At 75.4% G+C, this 22,244-nt stretch carries 21 protein-coding genes; 10 read left to right on the top strand and 11 right to left on the bottom strand.

The window, feature by feature from the left end:
* Window positions 1-39 precede the first annotated feature (39 nt).
* From ADK41_RS25005 to ADK41_RS24980, 6 genes are all read right to left on the bottom strand, one after another.
* Window positions 40-645 (bottom strand): hypothetical protein, encoded by a 606-nt coding sequence (locus tag ADK41_RS25005; protein ID WP_030818519.1) that lies wholly within the window; start codon window positions 643-645, stop codon window positions 40-42.
* Window positions 642-1,982 carry a hypothetical protein gene (locus tag ADK41_RS25000; protein ID WP_030818517.1) on the bottom strand — a complete coding sequence of 447 codons (1,341 nt, stop codon included), beginning with the start codon at window positions 1,980-1,982 and terminating at the stop codon, window positions 642-644. The genes ADK41_RS25005 and ADK41_RS25000 overlap by 4 nt, the downstream gene beginning before the upstream one ends.
* Entirely contained in the window at window positions 1,979-2,728 is a 750-nt protein-coding gene (locus tag ADK41_RS24995; RefSeq protein WP_030818515.1) for an ABC transporter ATP-binding protein, read from the bottom strand. The genes ADK41_RS25000 and ADK41_RS24995 overlap by 4 nt, the downstream gene beginning before the upstream one ends.
* Before the next feature lie 68 nt (window positions 2,729-2,796).
* Complete coding sequence (locus ADK41_RS24990; RefSeq protein WP_030818513.1) at window positions 2,797-3,687, bottom strand: zf-HC2 domain-containing protein; 891 nt, start codon at window positions 3,685-3,687, stop codon at window positions 2,797-2,799.
* A complete protein-coding gene (locus tag ADK41_RS24985; protein WP_199822351.1) occupies window positions 3,684-4,310 on the bottom strand; it encodes an RNA polymerase sigma factor in 627 nt (208 codons plus the stop codon). Before ADK41_RS24985 ends, ADK41_RS24990 begins: the two co-directional genes overlap by 4 nt.
* A 66-nt stretch (window positions 4,311-4,376) precedes the next feature.
* Complete coding sequence (locus ADK41_RS24980; RefSeq protein ID WP_053670305.1) at window positions 4,377-7,274, bottom strand: beta-N-acetylglucosaminidase domain-containing protein; 2,898 nt, start codon at window positions 7,272-7,274, stop codon at window positions 4,377-4,379.
* Window positions 7,275-7,569: 295 nt separating this feature from the next.
* Between ADK41_RS24980 and ADK41_RS24975 the strand changes: the two genes are divergently transcribed.
* The 3 genes from ADK41_RS24975 to ADK41_RS24965 all read left to right on the top strand — a co-directional run bounded on the left by ADK41_RS24975 (window position 7,570) and on the right by ADK41_RS24965 (window position 10,382).
* A complete protein-coding gene (locus tag ADK41_RS24975; RefSeq protein WP_030818509.1) occupies window positions 7,570-7,851 on the top strand; it encodes a hypothetical protein in 282 nt (93 codons plus the stop codon).
* Between the two features lies 1 nt (window position 7,852).
* A complete protein-coding gene (malQ, locus tag ADK41_RS24970) occupies window positions 7,853-9,910 on the top strand; it encodes a 4-alpha-glucanotransferase (RefSeq protein WP_030818507.1) in 2,058 nt (685 codons plus the stop codon).
* A gap of 196 nt (window positions 9,911-10,106) precedes the next feature.
* Window positions 10,107-10,382, top strand: a complete 276-nt coding sequence (locus tag ADK41_RS24965) for a hypothetical protein (RefSeq protein WP_030818505.1) — start codon at window positions 10,107-10,109, stop codon at window positions 10,380-10,382.
* Between the two features lie 396 nt (window positions 10,383-10,778).
* Here ADK41_RS24965 and ADK41_RS24960 read toward each other — a convergent pair whose 3' ends face one another.
* Window positions 10,779-11,285, bottom strand: a complete 507-nt coding sequence (locus ADK41_RS24960) for a MarR family winged helix-turn-helix transcriptional regulator (protein ID WP_030818503.1) — start codon at window positions 11,283-11,285, stop codon at window positions 10,779-10,781.
* A gap of 124 nt (window positions 11,286-11,409) precedes the next feature.
* Between ADK41_RS24960 and ADK41_RS24955 the strand changes: the two genes are divergently transcribed.
* The gene (locus ADK41_RS24955) at window positions 11,410-12,480 is read left to right on the top strand and encodes an EamA family transporter (RefSeq protein WP_078661739.1); all 1,071 of its coding nucleotides are present in this window, start codon (window positions 11,410-11,412) and stop codon (window positions 12,478-12,480) included.
* Here the strand turns inward: ADK41_RS24955 and ADK41_RS24950 are convergent.
* The 3 genes from ADK41_RS24950 to pepN all read right to left on the bottom strand — a co-directional run bounded on the left by ADK41_RS24950 (window position 12,402) and on the right by pepN (window position 15,966).
* Window positions 12,402-12,767 carry a hypothetical protein gene (locus ADK41_RS24950; protein WP_030818499.1) on the bottom strand — a complete coding sequence of 122 codons (366 nt, stop codon included), beginning with the start codon at window positions 12,765-12,767 and terminating at the stop codon, window positions 12,402-12,404. The genes ADK41_RS24955 and ADK41_RS24950 overlap by 79 nt on opposite strands.
* Window positions 12,768-12,769: 2 nt before the next feature.
* Window positions 12,770-13,258, bottom strand: coding sequence for a TetR/AcrR family transcriptional regulator (locus ADK41_RS24945; RefSeq protein WP_037803111.1), 489 nt, complete (start codon window positions 13,256-13,258; stop codon window positions 12,770-12,772).
* 122 nt (window positions 13,259-13,380) lie between these two features.
* Complete coding sequence (gene pepN / locus ADK41_RS24940) at window positions 13,381-15,966, bottom strand: aminopeptidase N (RefSeq protein WP_030818495.1); 2,586 nt, start codon at window positions 15,964-15,966, stop codon at window positions 13,381-13,383.
* A 176-nt stretch (window positions 15,967-16,142) separates the two neighbouring features.
* Here pepN and ADK41_RS24935 point away from each other — a divergent pair, with 176 nt between their 5' ends.
* Both ADK41_RS24935 and ADK41_RS24930 read left to right on the top strand, forming a co-directional pair.
* Window positions 16,143-16,373, top strand: coding sequence for a hypothetical protein (locus ADK41_RS24935; protein ID WP_030818493.1), 231 nt, complete (start codon window positions 16,143-16,145; stop codon window positions 16,371-16,373).
* Window positions 16,360-16,707, top strand: coding sequence for a type II toxin-antitoxin system PemK/MazF family toxin (locus ADK41_RS24930; protein ID WP_030818491.1), 348 nt, complete (start codon window positions 16,360-16,362; stop codon window positions 16,705-16,707). The genes ADK41_RS24935 and ADK41_RS24930 overlap by 14 nt, the downstream gene beginning before the upstream one ends.
* 54 nt (window positions 16,708-16,761) lie before the next feature.
* On the opposite strand, the gene ADK41_RS24925 is transcribed toward ADK41_RS24930, so the two are convergent.
* On the bottom strand, window positions 16,762-17,778 hold the full coding sequence (locus ADK41_RS24925) for an aspartate-semialdehyde dehydrogenase (RefSeq protein ID WP_030818489.1): 1,017 nt from the start codon (window positions 17,776-17,778) through the stop codon (window positions 16,762-16,764).
* Between the two features lie 333 nt (window positions 17,779-18,111).
* Here ADK41_RS24925 and ADK41_RS24920 point away from each other — a divergent pair, with 333 nt between their 5' ends.
* The 4 genes from ADK41_RS24920 to ADK41_RS24905 all read left to right on the top strand — a co-directional run bounded on the left by ADK41_RS24920 (window position 18,112) and on the right by ADK41_RS24905 (window position 22,212).
* Entirely contained in the window at window positions 18,112-18,651 is a 540-nt protein-coding gene (locus ADK41_RS24920) for an RNA polymerase sigma factor (RefSeq protein WP_030818487.1), read from the top strand.
* A gap of 1 nt (window position 18,652) precedes the next feature.
* Window positions 18,653-19,627 carry a hypothetical protein gene (locus ADK41_RS24915; RefSeq protein WP_030818485.1) on the top strand — a complete coding sequence of 325 codons (975 nt, stop codon included), beginning with the start codon at window positions 18,653-18,655 and terminating at the stop codon, window positions 19,625-19,627.
* Between the two features lie 136 nt (window positions 19,628-19,763).
* The gene (locus tag ADK41_RS24910) at window positions 19,764-20,198 is read left to right on the top strand and encodes an NUDIX hydrolase (protein ID WP_030818483.1); all 435 of its coding nucleotides are present in this window, start codon (window positions 19,764-19,766) and stop codon (window positions 20,196-20,198) included.
* A gap of 250 nt (window positions 20,199-20,448) precedes the next feature.
* Window positions 20,449-22,212 carry a TIGR03767 family metallophosphoesterase gene (locus ADK41_RS24905; protein WP_030818481.1) on the top strand — a complete coding sequence of 588 codons (1,764 nt, stop codon included), beginning with the start codon at window positions 20,449-20,451 and terminating at the stop codon, window positions 22,210-22,212.
* The last annotated feature ends 32 nt before the right edge of the window (window positions 22,213-22,244 follow it).

The raw sequence follows: 22,244 nt of genomic DNA, 5'->3' as shown, positions 1-22,244 counted from the left end.
CCGTTCCCCCGGGGCCGTGGCGAGCTCCCGCGCGGCACGTCAGTCGCGCCGCCCCTCCGGCCGTGCCCCGCGCGCGACGTACAGCGCCGTGCCCGCCACCAGGAGCACGACGGCGCTCACCCAGGCGGTGTGCTGCGCGGCGGGCTGCACCGGCCACGCCCACACCGGGACCGCACGGCCGCGCGCGTTCGCCGACCCCAGGTACACGGCACTGACGTACCCGAAGACCGGCAGCCAGCTCAGCCGGGCCCCCAGCAGGGCGGCCGCGCCCGCGGTGAGGCCCACGCACCCCAGGGTGTTGCGGACCATGGCCGCGGGGCCGAACGGGGAGGGGTGCCCGTACACGGTCGCCGCCAGCAGCAGCGCGGCGCAGCCGGTCAGCGCCGGCAGATGGACCAGGCGCCGGCGCCACCAGGGGCGTACGGCGGTGCGGTCCAGCTCGTCGGACGCGCTGTGCAAGCTCGTGCCGATCACCGCCGCCGCGAACAGCGGGGCCAGCGCGACCACCGGGACCTGCCGGGACGGGTCCAGGTACGCGTCCAGGTTCCGGGCGCCCAGGACCGCGGCCGCGGCGGTCCCGGCGAGCGCCAGCACGGTGCGCGGCAGGACACGCGAACGGGCGTACAGGAGGAAGCCGTGCGTCACAGTTCGGGCACCCCGTTCCGGCCGCACTCGTCCCGCGTCGCGAAGTACGCCGACAGCCACGCGCGGCGCTCCTCGTCCCCCATCGACGCCAGCCGCTCGCGCGCCGCGAGCCGCTCCCGGAGTGCGGCGCGTTCGGCCGCGTCGCCCCGTGCGTACTGCTCGTCGAACTGCCGCCGCAGCGGGCTGGGGGCCAGGTAGTGCTCGACGGCGTCGTCCGCCCGGGCCACCCGTCGTGGCACCTCGTCACAGTCCCCGCGGCCCTGCAGCGTCATCCCCGCCGCCCACGCGTACTCCTCGGGATCGGTGAGCCGCCCCCGTACGACCGACCAGCCGATCGGTGTGATCATCGGCAGCTCCACCTCGTCCGGCCCCGGCCGGCCCGGCAGGTCCTCGAAGCGCACCGGCAGGTTCTCCACGCCCTCCAGCCGGCCCGTCATCCCGGACAGGGCCTCGGTGACCTGGGGGAGCAGCTCCTTGTAGCGGGCGTTCACGCAGATCTGCGGGGTGGTGGAGGTGTCGCACACCTGGCGCCGGGCGAGCGGAGCGGTGTGCCACAGACCGTCGCCGGTCTGGACGAGCAGCGTGCCGGCGGCGGCCGCGGCCACCAGCGGCAGCAGGGCGACCGCCCGACGGCGCGCGGTGTACGCGAGGACCGCGGCGGCCGCGAGACCGCCCGCCCACGCCACCGTCGCCCAGGGCTGCCACCACACCGGCACCGAGGTGGACGAGGTCTCGACGAAGGGCGACAGGTATCGAGCGGATCCCCGGCGGTCGTGTCCGGCGACGCCGAGCACGACGTATCCGGCCGCTGCCAGCAGCGGCGCCGCCGGCCGCCAGGCCACCAGGCGGCCCACGACCTGCCCGGTCAGCGCGGCGCACACCAGGACGGCGGCGTCCCCCAGCGGCGTGCCCAGGTGGGGCCGGTCCCCCATGGCGCGGTACCAGGTGGCGAGCAGCGCGAGCGCGGTCGCGACGGCGTATCCGGCGGCCAGCCACAGCGCGACCGGCAGCGCCGACGCGAGGAACGCCGCCGTCCGGCCGCGCACGGCCGTCGCCAGCAGCTCACCCGTGCCGCGCCTGCGTTCCCGGCCGCCCTGCCAGCAGCCGGCCGCCAGGGCCAGCGGAACGCCGAGCAGCATCGCCGCCGCGTGCGTCTGGTCACGGGTCTCCGCCCAGCCGCCCTGCCACCGCTCCGACCCGACCGCCAGCGCCACCCCGAGCGTGAGCAGCATCGCCGCTCCGGCCCAGGGGGCGAAACCGCGCACGGCCTCCGCCCGCAGCGGGTGCCCGGGCCGCCGGACCCGCTGCCGCGGGGCCCGTTCCGTCAGGAGGGTCATCGGAGCGCTCCCCCTGGAGCCGACGCGCGGTGCGCCCGCAGCGCCGCCGTGTAGCCGCGCTCGATCGGGTGGTCGCCGGGGCCGCCCTCCGACTCGCCGAGCGCGGCGAGCGACGGCGGCGTCCCCCGGTAGGCGACCCGGCCCGCGTCGACCAGGGTGACCTCCGTACAGGCCGCCGCCACGTCCTCCACCAGGTGCGTGGAGACGATGACGGTGGACGAGACGCCCAGTTCGCGCAGCAGCTCGCGGAACTCCACCCGCTGCTCCGGGTCCAGGCCGGCGGTCGGCTCGTCGAGGAGCAGCACCGGCGGCTCGTTCACGACGGCCTGCGCGATGCCGACCCGCCGGATCATGCCGCCGGACAGGCGGCGCACCTTCGCGTCGATGCGGTCGGCCAGGCCGACGCGGGCGACGGCCCGCTCGACCGCGGCCGGGACGCCGTCCGCGGGCATCTCCTTCAGCCAGGCCACGTAGGCGACGAACTCCCGCACCGTGAAGCCCGGGTAGTAGCCGAAGTCCTGCGGCAGGTAGCCCAGGCCGCGGCGGACCTCGCCGCGCCGCCGGTGGTCGCGGATGTCGTGGCCGAGGATCTCCACCCGGCCCCCGGACGGCTCGGCGACCGTGGCGAGGACACGGATCAGGGAGGTCTTGCCGGCTCCGTTCGGCCCGAGCAGACCGTGCACGCCGGGGCCGAAGTCCAGGTCCACCGAGTCCAGGGCGACGGTCCTGCGGTGCCGGACGCGCAGGCCGGCGGTCCGGACGGCGGCGGCCGGTTCTCCGGGCGAGGGACGGGAGGCGAGGTGCGAAACCGGGCTCAACTCTTCTCCAGGAAGTGGAAGGCGGGGCGGCGCGCGGCCAGCAGCGCGGCGGACAGGACGGCCGCGGCCGCCCAGCCGCCCTGCGCCGGGGCGCCGCCGAGGTACGAGGACAGCCGCAGGCCCAGCTCACGGGTGAGCCCGCCCGGTGCGGTGAGCACCGGACCGAGGACGGCGCACAGCCAGGCGCCGCCGGTCACGGCCGTGGCGGCGCGCAGGCCGACGTATCCGGCGAGGGCCAGGGAGGCGAGGGTCAGCGCGAGACCGGGCAGCAGCCAGGCGGCGGCGTTCGGGGCGCCCGTGGACGGCAGCAGCGCCCCGGCGAGGGTCAGCAGCGGCAGGCTCACCGCCAGTACGGCGGCCGTGCGCGTCAGGACCAGCCGCAGCCCGGCCGCGGGCGTGGCCGCGGTGATCTCGTGCATCGGGTCGGCGTGCGGCCCGTAGGACAGGGCGACCCCGGCGACCGGCACGACCGGGGCGAGGGCCAGCAGCCAGGGCCGTGCGTGGGCGAAGCCGCCCCCGTGGGCGAGCGCGACGGCGCCGACGGCGACGAGCAGCACGGCGGGCAGCCAGGCGCCGCGTACGGCAGGCCCCAGGGCCCACAGCACGCGCACGGCCCTCGAACCGGTGGACGGCCACCGGTGTGCCCGGGCCGCGGCGGGGCGCTCGGGCGCCGGCGCGGGCGCCGCCGCGGGCGCCTCGGCCAGGACCGCCTCGCGGACCTCGGCCAGGACCGCTTCCGCCGCCGTCGCGCGCACCGCCCGCGAGACCCGCACCGCGCAGCCGCCGCAGCGCTCCAGGTGCGTCTCCAGCGACCAGGCGTCCGACTCCGGCAGGGAGCCGTCGGCGTAGCGGGTCATGAGGTGGTCGGACGCGTGCCAGTCGTTCATGCCGGGCCTCCCATCGGCGACGGGCTCATCCGGGCGAGGACGGCCCGGAGCTCGGCCCGGGCGCGCGTCGCACGGGACTTGACGGTCCCCTCAGGGATGCCCAGCAGCCGCGCGGTCTCCCGGGTGCTCAGCCCGTCGACGACCGTGGCGCGCAGCACCTCCCGCAGCTCGGGCGAGATCCGGTCGAGGGCGGTGCCCACGTCCCCGTACTCCAGGCCCGCCAGCACCCGGTCCTCGGCGGAGGGCGACGCGGCCCCGGCCGGCGCGCCGCCGTCCCACGCCTCCTCCATCGGCGCCGTGCGCAGCCGCGCGGCCCGCTCCTGCGCCCGGAACGCGTCGACCAGGCGCCGCGCGGCGATGGTCCACAGCCAGCCGCCGGCCTGCTCGCCGCGGTGCGCGTCCGCCGCACGCCACACCGTGACGAACGTGTCCTGGAGCACCTCCCGCACGGTCTCGGGATCGGAGCAGCGCCGGCTCAGCCGGGCGTGCAGCCACCCCGCGTGCCGGTCGTACAGCGCGGCCATCGCCGCGGGGTCCCCGCCCGCGACCGCCTCGAGCAGCGCCGCGTCGGAGTCACCCCCGTCCTTCTCCCGGTGGCCCCCCACGGGGCGGAACAGTCTCACACCCCGTCTATCGACGGCTCAGGCGCTCCCGGTTCACGGCGGTGTGCACGACGGTGGCGGGCCCGGTCACCGGGCGACCGCGTACGCCTCCACCGACCACAGCGAGTAGCCGTACCGCGTGGCGCGCTTCTCGCCCTGGACGCGGATGTGGCGGACGCCGGGCTCGTCCATGCGGACGGTCTCCCGGCCCTCGCGGCCGTCCCGCACCGTCGCCGCCGTGCGCCAGGTGCGGCCGTCCGCCGACACCTCCACGCGGTACGCCGACGGGTGCGCCTCCTGCCAGTGCAGCGCGACCTTTCCCAGCCGCACCGGGCGCTCCAGCTCGACCTGCCACCAGGCGTCGTCCTCGACCGGCGACGACCAGCGTGTCTCCGGGTCGCCGTCGTTCGCCGCCGCGGCCGGGAAGTCGGGCGTCTCGTCGGCCGAGGAGCTCGCCCGCCCGGCGCGGGCCAGGTCCGGGCCGGCGGTGCGCGGGACGGCGTGGACCGTCAGCGTGCGGGTCGCCCCGCCGAAGCCGAGCCGCACCTCGTACGAACCGGTCGGCGTGCCCGGCGCCACGGTCACCTCGACCGGCACCTCCACCGGCGTGCCGCGCGGGGCGGTCAGCGCGTCCTTCGGCACCCGGACCCCGACCCCCTTCGGCGCCGTCACGGTCAACTTGCCGCGCACCTCGTCGGGGCGCAGCGAGCCGACCGAGACCGTCAGCCGCCGGGCGCCGCCGATGTCGGTGTCCGCACGGTCCTCGGACAGCCCCAGGGAGGCGGCGGGCGCGTCCGCGTACCAGGGGACCAGGTGCCGCACCCGGGAGGCGTCGGCGCCGGTGACCCGGACGGAGTCCACCGGATCGTCGCCGGGCCGCAGCTCGGTGGCGCCCGTCGAGGACAGCGCGCCGAGGCGGCGCCACCCCTCACCGGGCACCCGGACCTCCACCGTCCCTTCCGTGCCGGGCTCGGTGAGCACCGTCACGGCGTCCATCGCGCGGGCGCGCGGCAGGTCGAGGACGCGGTCGCCGCCGGGCCGCGCCGGCGGCTCGCGGTCGATGCCCGCCCAGCTCTCGTACGTCTTCCGCGCCCGGCTCAGGAACGGGTCCAGCACGCCCTCGCCGACCGTCGCCCGTGAGGACGCGAGCCGCGCCCGCTGCTCGCCCAGCCGCCGGTACGCCGTCCAGGCGGCGCCCGCGTCCCCGCCCTGCTGCGCGCGGAGCAGGTCCAGGGCGGTGGCGCCCGCCTCGCCGTACCGGGCCAGCCGCTGGGACCACGGGCCGGTCTCCGCGGCGAGCCCGGTCCCGGACAGCCGCTCGGGCAGCTCGCGCAGGACGGCGAAGGCCGCCCGCAGCCGCCCGGCCTCCCGCGTCTCGGCCGTCCCGCGGGCGGTCGCACGGGTCCGCCAGAACGCCTCCATCAGCGGCCGCAGGTACGCCGACTCCTCGCCGCCCAGCACCGAGGACGCGGTGTTCCCGGCGAGCGCGCTCAGGGCCTCCCCGCGCCGGGCGTCACCGCCGGCGAGGTCGGCGATCGCGGCCCGCCAGGACTCCTGGGGGCGGTAGTCGCGCGGGTTCCAGGCGAAGTCGGCGGCGGTGAACAGCGGGACGCGGGACGCCTCGGGCTGCTCCATCGCGTTGGCGAGCAGCGCGGCCGAGCCCGCGGCGACGGCCGGCTCGCGGCCCTGGTAGGGGCCGAGGAAGAGCCGGTCGGGGGCGTAGTCGTTCACCGGGTAGTTGTCCATGGTCACCAGCGGGTGCCCGAACACCTCCCGCGCCTCGGCCAGCTGGCCGCCCGTGATGGTGCGCGGCACCACCCCGACCCCGGTCCACGCCACCTCGACGCCCGCGTCCAGTTCCTCCGCCAGGGCCCGCCGGTACGCCGTCGAGCCCTCCTCGTAGAACTCGGTGGGCATCAGGGACAGGGCGACGGAGCCCGGGTGACGCTCCGCCAGGTGCCGGGCCACCGCGTTCGCCACGTGCGCCTGGGCGCGGGCGGCGGCGCCGGGTCCCGACCCGAACCGGTCGGCGTCCGCCCCGCAGTGCCACTCGCTGTAGCTCACGTCCTGGAACTGCAGCTGGAAGGCGCGGAAGCCCAGCGCCCACATCGCGTCGAGCTTGCGGGTCAGCGCCCGCAGGTCGTCGTCCGAGGCGAAGCACATCGCCTGCCCCGGCGCCACCGCCCAGCCGAGCGTGACGTGGTTGCCGCGCGCCCGCTCGGCCAGCTCCCGGAACTCCGCCCGCCGCTCCGCCGGGTACGGCTCGCGCCAGCGGGCCTGCCGGTGGAGGTCCTCGCCGGGCGCGTAGAGGTACCGGTTCTGCTTGGTGCGGCCCATGAAGTCCAGCTGGGCCAGCCGCTGCCCGTGCGTCCACGGGACGCCGTAGAAGCCCTCGGTGATGCCGCGCACGGCGGTGCCGGGCCAGTCGCGGACGACGGCCGCGGTGAGCGTGGCGCCGTCCGGGCGCAGCAGCTGGCGCAGTGTCTGCACGGCGTGGAACTGGCCGTCGCCGTCCGCGCCGGAGAGGGAGACGGCGCCCTTGCCGACGGTCAGCGCGTACCCCCCGGCGGGCAGGGCGTGCCGGGGGTCGGCCGAAGCGCGTTCCCGGCCCACGCGCACCACGAGCGCCCCCTCGGGCACCGGTGCGCCGGGGGCGGTGAACCGGCGTGCGCCCGCTTCCCGCAGCAGCGCGCGGAGCGCGTCGAGGGCGTACGCGTCGGCCGTCGCGTCCGTGACCAGGGCGACCTCCTCGGTCACCGGGACCGGGGCGCCGTTCGCGCGCAGCGAGTGGGGCCGCGGCCACACGGACGGCTCCGCCGTGCGCGCCGTGTCGGCGGCCGGGGCCGTGGTGGCGCCCGGCGCGGGCGGCGCGGCCACCGCGACGGGCACGGCGCCCAGCGGCCCGGCGCCCAGGGTTCCGGTGAGGACGGCGAGGGCGAGGGCGGCCCTCCTGGCGTTCGCCGTCCTCCCACGCCGCAGCTGCACAGGGCCCTCCTGGTTGCTCGACGGGCCGCCCGGCCCGGTGGCCGGTGCGGCCGTGTCCATTCCGTTACCGGAGAACCCGAGCCCACCATTTCTGCGGTGAACGTGTCAATGAGAGTGGACGATGTGGCGTATTTGTCCCACCGTGGAAAGGGGAGGGAGTGGAGAGAATATGACCAGGATCACGTTGGAAGGCTTTGCGCGTCTGGCGCCGCGCCCACGGGGTAGGGCTGCCAGACAACCCGCACGACCCGCACGCCCCGCGTGATCCGCGCCGTGCCCGACGAGGAGGCCATCTGTGGCTGCACCCGCCTACGTTCCTTCCCCCGCCCCGTCCAAACCCGCGGCGGAGCCCTCCGCCGACGTCGAGGAGCTCCACTTCTGCGTCTTCAGCGCGGAAGGGTCCTGCGCCGAGGTCCCGTTGACCAGCGAACCCCCGCTGCCCGACGCCGAACCCCTCACCAGCGAACCGCCGCTCGCCGACGCCTCCCCCCTGACCAGCGAGTCCGACGCCTTCCTGGACTCCTCGGACTCCTCCGGACTCGACGCCTTCCCGGCCCAGTACAGCCCGGAGCCCTAGGGTGGGCGCGCCACGGCCGGCCGAGCCCCCTTCCGAGGACCTGGCCCGGCTCGCCGCCCTCCACGGCGTCGCCACCTCCTACCGCCCCGCCCCGGACCGCACGGTCGCGGCCTCGGCCACCGCCGTCACCCTCGCGCTGGCCGCCCTCGGCGTGGACGCGACGACCCCGAAGGCCGTCCGCGCCGCCCTCGCCGCCCGCGAACGCGAACTCGGCGAGCGGCTGCTGCCCCCCACCGTGGTCGGCTGGGACACCCGCACCCCCGCCGCCCTGGCCGCCCTCCCCGAGGGCACCCGGCTGCACGTGGTCACCGAACAGGGCGGGACCCGCGCGTCCGCCGACCACCTCCCGCCCGGCGTGCACGAGGTGACCGCCACCGCCCCCGACGGCCGCACCGCGCGCGCCCACCTGATCGTCGCCCCGGCCGGGCTGCCCGCGCCGCCCGGACGCTCGTACGGACTCCTGGTCCAGCTCTACTCGCTGCTCTCCCGCCGCTCCTGGGGCATGGGCGACCTCACCGACCTCGGCGAACTCGCCGGCTGGGCCGGGCGCGCCCTCGGCGCCGGATTCGTCCAGGTCAACCCCCTGCACGCGGCCGTCCCCGGCCCGCCGACCGACCCCTCCCCCTACCGCCCCTCCTCCCGCCGCTTCCCCGACCCCGTCCACCTGCGGATCGAGGACGTCCCCGAGTTCGCGTACGTCGACGACCAGGGCCGCGTGCGCGCCCTGCTGGAGCGGGCCGGACGGCTGCGCGAGGCGGTGCTGGAGAAGGGCGCGCTGATCGACCGGGACGCCGTGTGGGAGGCCAAGCGGGAGGCCCTGGAACTGGTGCACCGGGTCCCGCTCGGACCCGGCCGCCGCGCCGCCTACGACGACTTCCGCACCGGACAGGGCCGGGCCCTGGAGGACCACGCCACCTGGTGCGCGCTCGCCGAGGTCCACGGCGCCGACTGGCACCGCTGGCCCGCCCCGCTGCGCGACCCGCGCTCGCCCGGGACCGCCCGTGCCCGGCGCGAGCTGGCGGACCGCGTCGACTTCCACTCCCGGCTCGTCTGGCTCACCGACGCCCAGCTCACCGCCGCCCAGCGGGCCGCCCGCGAGGCCGGGATGCCGGTCGGGATCGTCCACGACCTCGCCGTCGGCGTCCACCCCGGCGGCGCCGACGCCTGGGCGCAGCAGGAGTACTTCGCGGCCGGCATGTCCGTCGGCGCGCCCCCGGACGCCTTCAACGCGCGCGGTCAGGACTGGGGCCTGCCGCCCTGGCGCCCCGACCGGCTCGCCGGCTCCGGGTACGCCCCCTTCCGCGCCCTGCTGCGGGGCCTGTTCCGGTACGCGGGCGCCCTGCGCGTCGACCACGTCATGGGCCTGTTCCGGCTCTGGTGGGTCCCCGAGGGCCACCCGCCCACGGAGGGCACCTACGTCCGCTACGACGCCGAGGCGATGCTCGCCGTCCTCGTCCTGGAGGCGTCCCGGGCCGGGGCGACGGTGATCGGCGAGGACCTGGGCACCGTCGAGCCCGGCGTGCGCGAGGCGCTGCGCGAACGGGGCGTGTACGGCACGTCGGTGCTGTGGTTCGAACGGGACTGGGACGGCGACCGCCGCCCGCTGCCGCCGGACGCCTGGCGCGCGGACTGCCTGGCCACGGCCACCACCCACGACCTGCCGCCCACGGCCGCCCGGCTCAGCGGTGAACACGTGGAGCTCCGGGACGGCCTGGGGCTGCTCACGCGCCCGGCGGCGGAGGAGCGGGCGGAGGCGGCGGCCGACACGGCGGAGTGGCGGGAGCTGTTCGTGCGGCTGGGGCTGATGGAGGCGGGCGCCTCCGAGGAGGCCGAGATCCGGGCCGTCCACCGGTACCTGCTGCGGACGCCGGCGCGGATGGTCGGGCTCTGGCTCCCCGACGGCGTCGGCGACCGGCGCCCGCAGAACCTGCCCGGCACCTGGGACCAGTACCCGAACTGGCGGCTGCCGATCGCGGACGCGCGGGGAAGGCCGGTGACCCTGGAGGAGCTGACGGCGTCGGCGAGACTCCGGGCGCTGATGGAGGTGCTGAGGGGGTGACGCGTCGGGCGGTGTCCAGGCCGGTCGGGGGGTGTTCGCGCGACCCGGCGCTTGCGGGGTGCCCCCGCGCCCACCTGTGCCGCCCTGGGGGTACCTCCCAGGCCCTCGAGGCACTGGGGGAGGCGCGACCGCCCGCGGTCGCGTCATAAGGCACCCCGCGCGCGCGAAGCCCGACGGCGTTGGATAGTTTGGCACCGTGGACAAGAAGAACGCCCTGCGCGCCGGCGCCCTGGCAGCCGGTACGACGCTGATGATGCTGCTCATGTCGTCCCCCGCGCTCGCGCTCACCCGCGACGACGGCGACGACCCCGGCACGGGCCTGAGCGTCATCGAGACGCTGGGCCTCTACGTCGTGGCCCCGATCGCGCTGTTCGTGATCATCGCCGCCCTGGTGATGGTCGGCGACAAGTCGCACAAGAAGAAGGACCCGACCAGCTCCAACATCAGCACCAAGGCCGAAGCCAAGGCCTGACCCGGGGCTCACCGCCTTCCGAGGGCGCCGTCACCGCCGTACGCGGAGCCGGCGCCCTTCGCGCTGCCGGCACGCGCCCTCGCGCGTTCCGTCGCGGCGCGCCCTCCTCACGGGCGGCGTCGAGGAGGCCCTGGCGGGCGGCGCCGCCCGTACCGTGACCGTGGCCGGGAAGCGCGCCTCCGCCGCCGGCGACCCCTCCCGCGCCTTCGTCCCGCACGCCCGCATCCTCGAACAGCTCCAGGTGTGCGGCCCCGCCGACGAACCGGAGGCGGTCGGCCGCCCGCTCGGCCGCCCGCGCCCGTACGACCGGCTCCGACTCGACCCCGACGCGCTCCCCTCCCGCTTCCCGCCCCTCGCCGCGCACGGCGGCCGACGGGCGGCGGGCCGCCCCGCCTGCTACCTCTCCGTCGCGAGCAGCAGTTCCCGCAGCAGGCCGGCCAGGTGCGCCGCCCGTTCCCCGTCCAGGGCGGACAGCGCCTCGGACTGGGCGGCGAGGCCGGCGCCGACCGCCGTGTCGATCAGACGCAGCCCTTCCTCGGTGAGCGTCACCCGGAGGCCGCGGCGGTCGTGCGGGTCGGGGGAGCGGCGCAGCAGTCCCGCGCGCTCCAGTTTGTCGAGGCGGCCCGTCATCCCGCCGGTGGTGAGCATCAACGTGGCCGAGAGCCGGCGGGGGGAGAGGGTGTAGGGCTCCCCGGCACGGCGCAGGGTGGCGAGGACGTCGAACTCGCCGCGCGAGATCCCGTACGCGGCGTAGGCCTTCTCCATCCGGTCGCCCATGGCCCGCGCGAGCCGGAAGACGCGCCCGAAGACCTCCATGCCGGTGGTGTCGAGGTCGGGCCGCACCCGCGCCCACTGCTCGATGATCGCGTCGACGGGGTCCTCGGGGCGCTGCTCTGCGGTCATGGCAGGAGTATCCGCCGGAAGCGGGTCACCCGCAAGAAAGTAACTCGACGGCAAGTAGCTTGATGGCAAGTAGCTTGCTGTTAAGCTACTTGCCATTGACCTACCCGGAAGAGGTGTGCCCGTCATGGCCGCGAACCGCGCCACCCTCATCGCGCTCACCGCCCTCGCCCCCGTCTCCTGGGGCACCACCTACGCCGTGACCACGGAGTTCCTCCCGCCCGACCGCCCGCTGTTCACCGGCCTGGTGCGCGCCCTGCCCGCCGGTCTCGTCCTGCTCGCACTCGTCCGGGTGCTGCCGCGCGGAGCCTGGTGGTGGAAGGCGACCGCGCTGGGCGCGCTCAACATCGGCGCCTTCTTCCCGCTGCTGTTCCTCTCCGCGTACCGGCTGCCCGGCGGCATGGCGGCGGTGGTCGGCTCGGCCGGGCCGCTGTTCGTGGTCGGCCTCTCGGCGCTGCTGCTGGGACAGCGGCCGACGGCGCGGAACGTGATCACCGGGTTCGCGGCCGCGTCCGGCGTCAGCCTGGTGGTCCTGAAGGCGGCGGGCGCACTGGATCCGCCGGGCGTCCTCGCGGCCCTCGCCTCCACCGCCTCGATGTCCGCCGGCACCGTTCTCACCAAGCGCTGGGGCCGCCCGGAGGGCGTCGGCCCGCTCGCCCTGACGGGCTGGCAGCTGACGGCCGGCGGCCTGCTGATCGCGCCCGTCGCCGTCCTGGCCGAGGGCGCGCCCCCCGCCCTGGACGCCCCGGCGGTCGGCGGCTACCTCTACCTCGCCCTGGCCAACACGGCGATCGCGTACTGGCTCTGGTTCCGGGGCATCGGCCGCCTCACCGCCACCCAGGTCACCTTCCTCGGTCCCCTCAGCCCTCTCACGGCTGCGGTGATCGGCTGGGCGGCCCTCGGCGAGACGCTGACCCCGCTGCAACTGACGGGCATGGCGCTGGCGTTCGGCGCGACGGTGGCCGGGCAGATCACCTGGCCCGTCCCGAGCTCGGCCCCCGGGGCCGCCGGGCCTTCAGCACGCGCGTCGACGCCCTCCGGCGGATCGTCGGCCGCCCCCTCACCGAACGGTCCCGGGGCGCCTGACCGGCGCGTGGGTCACGGTGGACGAACCGTGCTTCAGTCGCGGGCGACGGACCGCTCGACGAGGGCGACGGTGGCGCGGGGGTCGTCGACCTCGATGACGAGGCGGTCGTAGGTCTCGGCGTCGGCGAGCTCGACGACGACCGCCTTGTCCGGGTTCTTCACATCCCAGAAGAGGCGCTCCCCGTCACGCCGGAAACGGCCGGCGGTGATGACGCCAGGGAAGTGCGTGCCGCCGACCCGTATGCCCTTCGGTTCGCGCGCCATCCCGGGGTCGTGGGTGGCGCCGCGCACATGGGCGAGGGGGATCTCCAGGCGGCTCTTGAACGTCCAGAGCTTGTCCAGCCCCTGGAACTCGACGGTCAGCAGGCCGCGTTCGCGGTCGACGGAGATCAGGGCCATGGTCAGTGCTCCTTGGAAGCGGTCGGCCGGGCGGCGCGCAGCCGCAGGCGGGCGCCGAGGACGGTGGAGGCCATTCGGGGGGCGGCGTCGCCGTGGGAGGGGCGCAGGGCGTCCTCCAGTGCGGCGATGCCCTCCGCGACCAGCGCGGCGACCTCCCGGTCGTGGCGCGCGCGTTCGGCGGCGGCGAGCAGGAGCAGCCCGGCGGCCGGTCCGTTGTCGTACGAGGCGATGGCCGTCGTCAGTGCCTGCTCGGGGTCGGTGAGGGTGGCGATGGCGGCGGTGGCCGGGTGGATCTCGTGGTCCAGGTGGTTGCGGAGCACGGTCAGGTGCAGGCTCCGCTTCGACCCGAACACCTTGTAGAGGCTGCCCCGGTGGATGCCGGTGGCGGTGACCAGGTCGTCCACGGAGGTGCCCTCGTAGCCGTGGGCGGCGAAGAGGGTGGCCGCGGTGCCGATCGCCTGATCGGTGTCGAAGGCGCGTGGTCGTCCCATGGCCAGGACGGTACGCGATAGGGGAACGATCGGTCAAGAACGACCGTTCTTTTATTTTGGGCCCGGTGCGAGGGAGGGGCGCCCGGTGTGAACACGCCGGGTGCCCCCGCGGAGAACCGGCGTTACCGGACCGTCCCCGCCGCCGCGTCCGCCGCCTGGGCGCGCAGGGCGCGCTCCACGCCCGCGCGGGACTCCGAGACCAGGCGGCGCAGGGCCGCGCCCGGCTCGGCGGACGTCAGCCAGGCGTCCGTCTTGTCGAGGGTCTCGCCGGAGACCTGGACGGTCGGGTAGAGGCCGACCGCGATCTGCTGGGCGATCTCGTGCGAACGGGACGCCCAGACGTCCGCCAGCACCTCGAAGTACCGGTCCGCGTACGGCGCCAGCAGCTCGCGCTGGTCGGTCTGGACGAAGCCGGCGATGACCGCCTCCTGGACGGCGTTCGGCAGCTTGTCGGACTCCACGACCGAGGCCCACGCCTCCGCCTTGGCCTCCTCGGTCGGGCGGGCCGCGCGGGCGGTCGCGGCGTGCCGCTCACCGGCCGCCGTCCTGTCCCGCTCGTACTCGTCCGCGATCTCCGCCTCGTCGAACCGGCCCACCGCCGCCAGCCGCTGCACGAACGACCAGCGCAGCTCCGTGTCCACGGCCAGCCCCTCGACGGTCTGCGTACCGGCCAGCAGGCCCTCCAGCAGGTCCAGCTGCTCCGGCGTACGGGCCGTCGCCGCGAACGCCCGCGCCCACGCCAGTTGGTGGTCGCCGCCCGGCTCGGCGGACCGCAGGTGGGCCAGCGTGGCGTCGGTCCAGCGGGCCAGCAGGGTCTCGCGGGCGTTCGGGTCGGCGTACAGGTCGATCGCCAGCTTCACCTGACGGTGCAGCGACTGCACGACACCGATGTCGGACTCCTTGCCGATGCCCGACAGCACGAGCGAGAGGTAGTCACGGGCGGCGAGTTCCGCGTCCCGGGTCATGTCCCAGGCGGAGGCCCAGCACAGGGCGCGGGGGAGGGACTCCGCGAAGTCGCCGAGGTGCTCGGTGACGACGGCGAGCGACTCCTCGTCCAGCCGGACCTTCGCGTACGACAGGTCGTCGTCGTTCAGCAGGACGACCGCCGGGCGGCGCTTGCCGACCAGCTGCGGCACGGCCGTCAGCTCGCCGTCGACGTCCAGCTCGACGCGCTCGCCGCGCACCAGCCTGCCGTCCCCGTCGAGGTCGTAGGCGCCGATGGCGATGCGGTGCGGGCGCAGCGTCGGCTCGCCCTTCGCGCCCGCCGGGAGCGCCGGGGCCTCCTGGCGGACGGCGAAGGAGGTGACGACACCCTCGGCGTCCGTCTCGATCACCGGGCGCAGCACGTTGATGCCGGCCGTCTCCAGCCACTGCTTCGACCACGTCCTCAGATCGCGGCCCGAGGTCTCCTCCAGCGCGCCCAGCAGGTCGGACAGGCGCGTGTTGCCGTACGCGTGGCGCTTGAAGTACGCCTGCACGCCCCGGAAGAACGCGTCCTCACCGACGTACGCGACGAGCTGCTTCAGCACCGACGCGCCCTTGGCGTACGTGATGCCGTCGAAGTTGACGAGCACGTCGTCCAGGTCGCGGATGTCCGCCATGATCGGGTGCGTGGACGGCAGCTGGTCCTGGCGGTAGGCCCAGGTCTTCATGGAGTTCGCGAAGGTCGTCCACGAGTGCGGCCACTTCGAGCCCGGCGCCGCCGCCTGGCACGCGATGGACGTGTACGTGGCGAACGACTCGTTCAGCCACAGGTCGTTCCACCACTCCATGGTGACCAGGTCGCCGAACCACATGTGGGCCAGCTCGTGCAGGATGGTCTCCGCGCGCACCTCGTACGCCGCGTCGGTCACCTTCGACCGGAAGACGTACTGGTCGCGGATGGTCACCGCGCCCGCGTTCTCCATCGCGCCGGCGTTGAACTCCGGTACGAACAACTGGTCGTACTTCTCGAACGGGTACGCGTAGTCGAACTTCTCCTGGAACCAGTCGAAGCCCTGCCGGGTGACCTCGAAGATCGCGTCCGAGTCCAGGTACTCGGCCAGCGACGGGCGGCAGTAGATGCCGAGCGGGACGGACCGGCCGTCCTTCTCGTAGACGCTGTGCACGGAGTGGTACGGGCCGACGATCAGCGCCGTGATGTACGACGAGATGCGCGGGGTCGGCTCGAACCGCCAGACGTTCTCCTGCGGTTCGGGCGTCGGCGAGTTGGAGATGACGGTCCAGCCCTCCGGCGCCTTCACGGTGAACCGGAAGGTCGCCTTCAGGTCGGGCTGCTCGAAGCTCGCGAAGACCCGGCGGGCGTCGGGCACCTCGAACTGGGTGTACAGGTACGCCTGGTCGTCCACCGGGTCGACGAACCGGTGCAGGCCCTCGCCCGTGTTGGTGTACGCGCAGTCGGCCTCCACCCGGAGGATGTTGCGGCCCTTCAGCAGGCCGGGCAGGGCGATGCGGGAGTCCGCGAAGACCTCGGCGGGGTCGAGGGAGTCCCCGTTGAGGGTCACCTCGTGCACGGCGGGAGCCACCAGGTCGATGAAGGACTCGGCGCCGTCGCCGTCCTCGGCGACGTCGAAGCGCACCGTGGTCACGGACCGGTAGGTGCCGCCCTCCTGCGCGCCGGAGAGGTCGAGATCGATCTCGTACGAGTCAACGGTCAGCAGCTTCGCCCGCTGCCGCGCCTCTTCGCGAGTCAGGTTTGTGCCAGGCACGCGGTCATCTCCTCGATATGTGTGGGTTGCGCCATCCTTCCACGCGGCGTCGGGATGAGGCGATGACCGAGCCGGATCATGGGGATTCCCCTGTGCCGGTCCTGTCGGAGCGCGTCCGACCGGCGGTCCCGCACTCGGGTGGCCGAGGTGTTCACACCGTGAGTACCTTCGACCGCATGAAGACCAGTGTCGGCCTGCCCCAGGAGGATGTCGCCTTCGTCGACGAGTACGCCGCGCGTGTCGACGCCGAGTCGAGGTCGGCCGTGAGGCACGCCGCGATCGAGCCGCCGAGGCAGGCGCAGCTCGTGCAGGAGTACACCGAGGCGTTCGCCGAGTGGGAGGCGAGCGGGGACGCCGCCCTCTGGGGCCGGACGAGCGGAGACGGGATCACCGATGAGGCGTGGTGACGTCCACCCGGTGGACCTGGAGCCGGCCGGGGGCAGCGGGGCCGACAAGGTCAGGCCTGCTGTGATCGTGTCCGACGACGGGGCCGACGAGTCCGTCGAGCGGAACGGCCGAGGGGTCGTCAGTGTCGTGCCGCCGACGTCGAACACCACACGGATCCCGTCGTTCCGAGTTCTCCTGCGCGCTGACGGAAGTCGTCCGCCCAAGGACTCCGAGGCGCGGTGCGAGCGGGTGCGCGCCGTCGCGCCGGAGCGTCTGCGGCAGCGGGTCGGCGCCCCTCCCCGACAGCGCATGACCGATATCGACGTGGCGCTGCGGCGGCGCCTGGCGCTCTGAACGCACCGAGGGGGCGCCCGTTCGGCGGGCGCCCCCTCGGTCATGCCCGCGGCGTCACGCGCTCAGCTCCGCCGCCACCAGCTCCGCGATCTGTACGGCGTTCAGCGCCGCGCCCTTGCGGAGGTTGTCGTTGGAGACGAACAGGGCGAGACCGTGCTCCACCGTCTCGTCGGGGCGGATCCGGCCGACGTAGGACGGGTCCTGGCCGGCCGCCTGGAGCGGGGTGGGGATGTCGGTGAGGACGACACCGGGGGCGTCCGCCAGCAGCTCGGTCGCGCGCTCGGCGCTGATCGGGCGGGCGAAACGGGCGTTGATCTGCAGGGAGTGCCCGGAGAAGACCGGGACGCGCACGCAGGTGCCGGAGACCTTGAGGTCGGGGATCTCCAGGATCTTGCGCGACTCGTTGCGCAGCTTCTGCTCCTCGTCGGTCTCGTTCAGGCCGTCGTCGACGAGGTTGCCGGCCAGCGGCAGCACGTTGAAGGCGATGGGGCGCTGGTAGACGCCGGGCTCGGGGAAGTCGACCGCCGCGCCGTCGTGGGTGAGCTTGTCGGCCTCGTCGATCACCTTCTGCGCCTGGCCGTGCAGCTCCGCGACGCCCGCGAGACCGGAACCGGACACCGCCTGGTACGTGGCGACGACCAGTGCCTTCAGGCCCGCCTCCGCGTGCAGCGGACGCAGCACCGGCATCGCGGCCATCGTGGTGCAGTTCGGGTTGGCGATGATGCCCTTGGGGCGGTCGGCGATCGCGTGCGGGTTCACCTCGGAGACGACGAGGGGGACCTCGGGGTCCTTGCGCCAGGCGGAGGAGTTGTCGATCACGACCGCGCCCTGCGCGGCGACCTTCTCGGCCAGCGCCTTCGAGGTCGCGCCGCCCGCGGAGAACAGCACGATGTCCAGGCCGCTGTAGTCGGCGGCCGACGCGTCCTCCACCGTCACGCCGTCCAGCTCCGTGCCCGCCGAACGGGCCGAGGCGAACAGGCGCAGCTCGGTGACCGGGAAGTTCCGCTCCTTGAGGATCCTGCGCATGACCGTACCCACCTGACCGGTGGCTCCGACGATTCCGACCCTCACGGCGACTCCCTACTGTGTCCTGATTCGTATCCGAATGCCTGGCCGAGGCTCTTCCATCATGCGGCCGACCACGGCCCGCCTGTCCAATTCTTTGCGGATCCTGCCCGCCCAGTGGACAGCCCGGCGACGAGCACCGGTTGCGGACCTTCGGCCGCCACCCCTGTGAACTGCAGAAATTCAGCCTTTGGGGGCCGTGGGCCGGAAGGTCCCCTGCCCGGTCCGGTCCCGGCCACACGGAGGTGTGACATACGCCTCGGCCGGACCCGGAGGACCCGGTCGAACGTTCCGGGCGGGAGCGGCGTCGTAGGGGAAACAGCGTGAGGGGGGTGGCCAGTGCTGCGCGGAAGGATCCGGCGCGGCCGCGGGTCGTCGTACGCCGCCACGGACGACGACCCGCTGGACGCGGCGCAGGAACGCCGGGTGCGGGCGGTGCTCGCACTGGGCGGGGTACCGCAGGCGGACCTGCCGGACGGGGTGCAGCAGGTCCGCCTGCGGCTGCTGGAACGCGCCGCGAGCGGTCGGGAGGCGCCGCGGGACGTCTCGGCGTGGGCGGCGGTGGTCGCCTCCAACCTCGCCATGGACTGGCACCGGGCCAAGCGCCGCCAGGAGCGGCTCGGGGAGCGCCTCGCGTCGCTCCGCCCGGCACAGGCCCCGTCCGGCGAGGAGACCAGCCTGCTCTCCCTCGCCGTGGCCCGCGGCCTGGACGAGCTGCCCGACGCGCAGCGCCAGGTGGTCGTGCTGCGTTTCTACGCCGACCTGCCGGTGCGGTCCATCGCCGAACAGCTCGGCGTCCCGGAGGGCACGGTCAAGAGCAGGCTGCACACGGCGGTGCGCGCCCTGCGCGCCCGCCTGCACGAGGACGAGGTGGTGTGACGTGACCGCCCACGACGACCGGGACCCCGGGAACGCGGCCGAGGACGCCGCCGGCGCCGGGTACGACGGCATGGACCCCCTGACGGCCGCGCTCCTGGACGAGCCGCTGCCCGCGCCGGCCCGGCGGGATCCGGCGTTCCTGGCCGCGCGCGACGCCGCCGCCGCCGACCTGGCGGTGCTGCGGGAACGGCTGGCGCTGATCGGGGACGCGCTCGCCGCCGCCCCGGGGGAGACCGCCGCCGGCACGGAGGCCGGCACGGAGAACGGCGCCCCGGCGGGGCGGGGCGGAGCCGCCCGGCCGGGGGAGCGGCCGGAGTCCGGCGTGGGGGCGCGGCGGCCGGGCACGGAGGGACGCTTCCCGGAGGGCGGGGACGCCGGGGACGGGAAGCGGCGCCGGCCGCCCGCCCCCACGCCGCCGAGGCCCCGCTCCCCGCGTCCCGGAGGCTCCCGCGGCCCGCACCGCGCCCGCCGTCTGAAGGCGGCCCTCGGCACGCTCGCCGCGGCGGCCGCCGCCACGCTGGTGGTGGGGACGGGCGGCTGGCTCGTGACGCAGGGCGGCACGGCGTCGAACGACGAAGCGGCGGTGGCGCCGGACTCCGCGGCCGGCAAGGAGGCCTACGGGCAGGACGGCGGGCAGGACGGTGGTGTCGCCTTCGGCAGCCCCCGCTACCTGGCCTGCGCCCGTCTCGTCGCCGAGGGCACCGTCACCGCCGTGGAGCCGGTGGCGGACGCCGACCGGGAACGGGTCACGCTCGAGGTGACCCGCGCCTACAAGGGGAGGAGCACGGACCGGATCACCTTCGTGCTGGAGCCGGCCGGGCAGCCCCGCCTCCGCGGGGGCGACCGGGTGATGGTCGGTCTGCCCCGCGTGGGCGACCGCCCGGACACGGTGATCGCCGGGGAGGAGGACATCGCCCCCGAGCGGGCCAGGATCACCGCCGGGCTCCCCGAGTCGCGCACCCTGACCTGCGACTGAGCGACGCCGGGACGACCGACTCGACCAGGACCCCGGCGGCGGCCGGGAGGCGGGGACGGAGGACGACGAGTCGCCCACGCGGGTTCCGCGGTGCCGGCCGCCGGGCCGACGTCCCCGGACGCGACGGAATCCGAGGGTGGCGGCCTGCGCCGTGGTGGTGCGCGAGGGACAGCTCCTGCTCGCCCGGTCGCCGGGCCCCGTCGGCGTCCCCGAGTGGGTGCTGCCGGGCGGCGGCATGGAGCACGGCGAGGATCCCTACGGCACCGTGCGGCGGGAGGTCGAGGAGGAGACCGGCTACCGCGTCGAGGTCACCGGGTTGCTCGGCGTGAACTCCACCCGCCGCACCTTCCCCGCCCGCCTCGGCCGCTCCGTCGACCATCACGGCGTACGGCTGGTCCACGAGGGCCGGATCACCGGCGGCGGACTCCGCGACGAGCTCGGCGGCTCCACCGACCTCGCCGCCTGGCGCCCCCTGGACGCCGCCGCGGACCCGGTCCGCGTCCGCATGGTCGACATCGGGCTGCGGCCGTGGCGGGAACGTCCGGCCGCCGGACGGGTGGAGAGCGCCTGAAGCCAGGGCCCGCTGCCCCGTGAGATGAACGCGGCGTGACCGCTCCCCGGCCGGTGCGGGAGCGGCCGGCGACGCCTGCGGCGGTCCGCGAGCGGCCCGGGACCGACGTACGGCGATCGGTGTCGCGCGTTGCCGTCTCGTTCACGCCCGGGTCATCCCCGGTGCCGAGCATCCAGTACGAGCGGGACGATCGCCCGGCGGTCGCCCCGCGACCACTGCCGACGCGTTCGCACCCGGGGGGACAAGCGCCATGTCGCGCATACGCTCAGTCGCCGGCTCCACTGGACTCCACCGTCGTTCCCTCCTCGCCGCCACCGGAGCGGTGGCCCTCTCCGCCGGCGCCGGCTACGCGCTGTGGCCCGGCGAGGGCCGGGCCGCCGCCGCGGCGGCCTCCGGTTCCGGCACGGAGGAGGCCGTGCCCGCCTCCTCCGGCGGGGCCCCGGCCGCCCCGCTCGCCCCGTACACCCGCGGCACCACCGTCGCCGCCGCCGCGGCCCCGCGCCGCGGCGCGGGCTACCGGCGCCTCACCGAGGGGCCGGGCTGGGGCCGGGCGGTGCGCGGCGAGCTCGCCGGACCGCGGCCCGGACGGGACGACCGCCGGACCGCGCTCGCCGCGTTCGTGCACCTCACCGACCTGCACATCATCGACACCCAGCACCCGCTGCGCCTGGAGTACCTGCGCTCGGCGGACGTCCACGCCTGGCGGCCCCAGGAGGCGCTGACCGTCCAGGGCGCGGTCGCCCTCGTGGAGCGGGTCAACGCGCTGCGCGCCGCCCCCGTCACCGGATCGCCGCTGCACTTCGCGATGACCACCGGCGACAACACGGACAACAACTGCCGCTCGGAGCTGGAGTGGTTCCTGACGGTGATGAGCGGGGGCCGCGTCACCCCGAACACCGGGGACCCGCGCCACTACGAGGGCGTCCAGAACAGCGGTCTGAAGCAGTACTGGCACCCCGACACCGTGCTCCGCGACGCCGACAAGCGGCTCGGCTTCCCGCACCTGGACGGCTTCCTCGCGGCGGCCGTCCGCGAGGTGGACAGCCCCGGCCTCGACCTGCCCTGGTACTCCACCGTCGGCAACCACGACACGATGCCGCTCGGCTGCTACGCCTCCCACGGCGACCCCCGCCTCACCGAACTCGCCGTCGGCGGACGGAAGCTGATGGACCTGCCGGCGGCCGAGGCGCACCGGCTCCAGCAGACGATCAAGAAGGCCGAGGACCCCAGGGGCGTGCGGTACGGCGACTTCCTGGCGGCCCACGCCCGCTCCATGCGCTCCGTCACCCCCGACGAGAAACGCGCACCCTTCACCCCCGCCGAGTACCTCCGGGCGCACCTGGACCCGGCGTACCGCGGCGCCGGCCCGGTGGGCCACGGCTACTCCGCGGAGAACCTTGACGCGGGCACCCAGTACTACGCCTTCCGCATCGCCGACGACGTCCTCGGCATCAGCCTCGACACCACCGACCCGGGCGGCCACTACAACGGCTCCCTCGGCACGGCCCAGCTGCGCTGGCTGGAGCGGACGCTCACCGAGAACCGGGACGCGTACGCCATCGTGTTCAGCCACCACACGAGCACGTCGATGAACAACACCCACCGCGACCCGGCCCGACCCGGCGAGCGGCGCCACACCGGCGAGGAGGTCGTCGCGCTCCTCGGCCGGCACCGCAACGTGGTCGCGTGGGTCAACGGGCACATCCACCGCAACGCGATCACCCCGCACACCGGGTCCGGCGGCGCCTTCTGGGAGATCTCCACCGCCTCCCACGTCGACTTCCCCCAACTGGCCCGGGTCGTCGAGCTGGTGGACAACGAGGACGGCACGCTCTCGCTCTTCACCACCCTCGTCGAGTCCTCGGCCCCGCACCGCACGGACTTCACCGACCTCTCCCGGACCGGCCTGGCCGCCCTCTACCGCGAACTCTCCTTCAACGCCCCCGGCTCCCGCACGGACCTGGCCGGCGACCCGGGGGACCGCAACACCGAGCTGGTGCTGAGGAAGCGCTGACCCGGCGCCGGGAGGGGAGGGGCCGACCGCGG

The sequence above is a fragment of the Streptomyces caelestis genome (assembly GCF_001279005.1).
In the GTDB taxonomy this organism is placed as follows: domain Bacteria; phylum Actinomycetota; class Actinomycetes; order Streptomycetales; family Streptomycetaceae; genus Streptomyces; species Streptomyces heliomycini.
The sequence above is the reverse complement of the archived record's forward strand: the minus strand, read 5'-3'. Positions and strand labels throughout refer to the sequence as shown.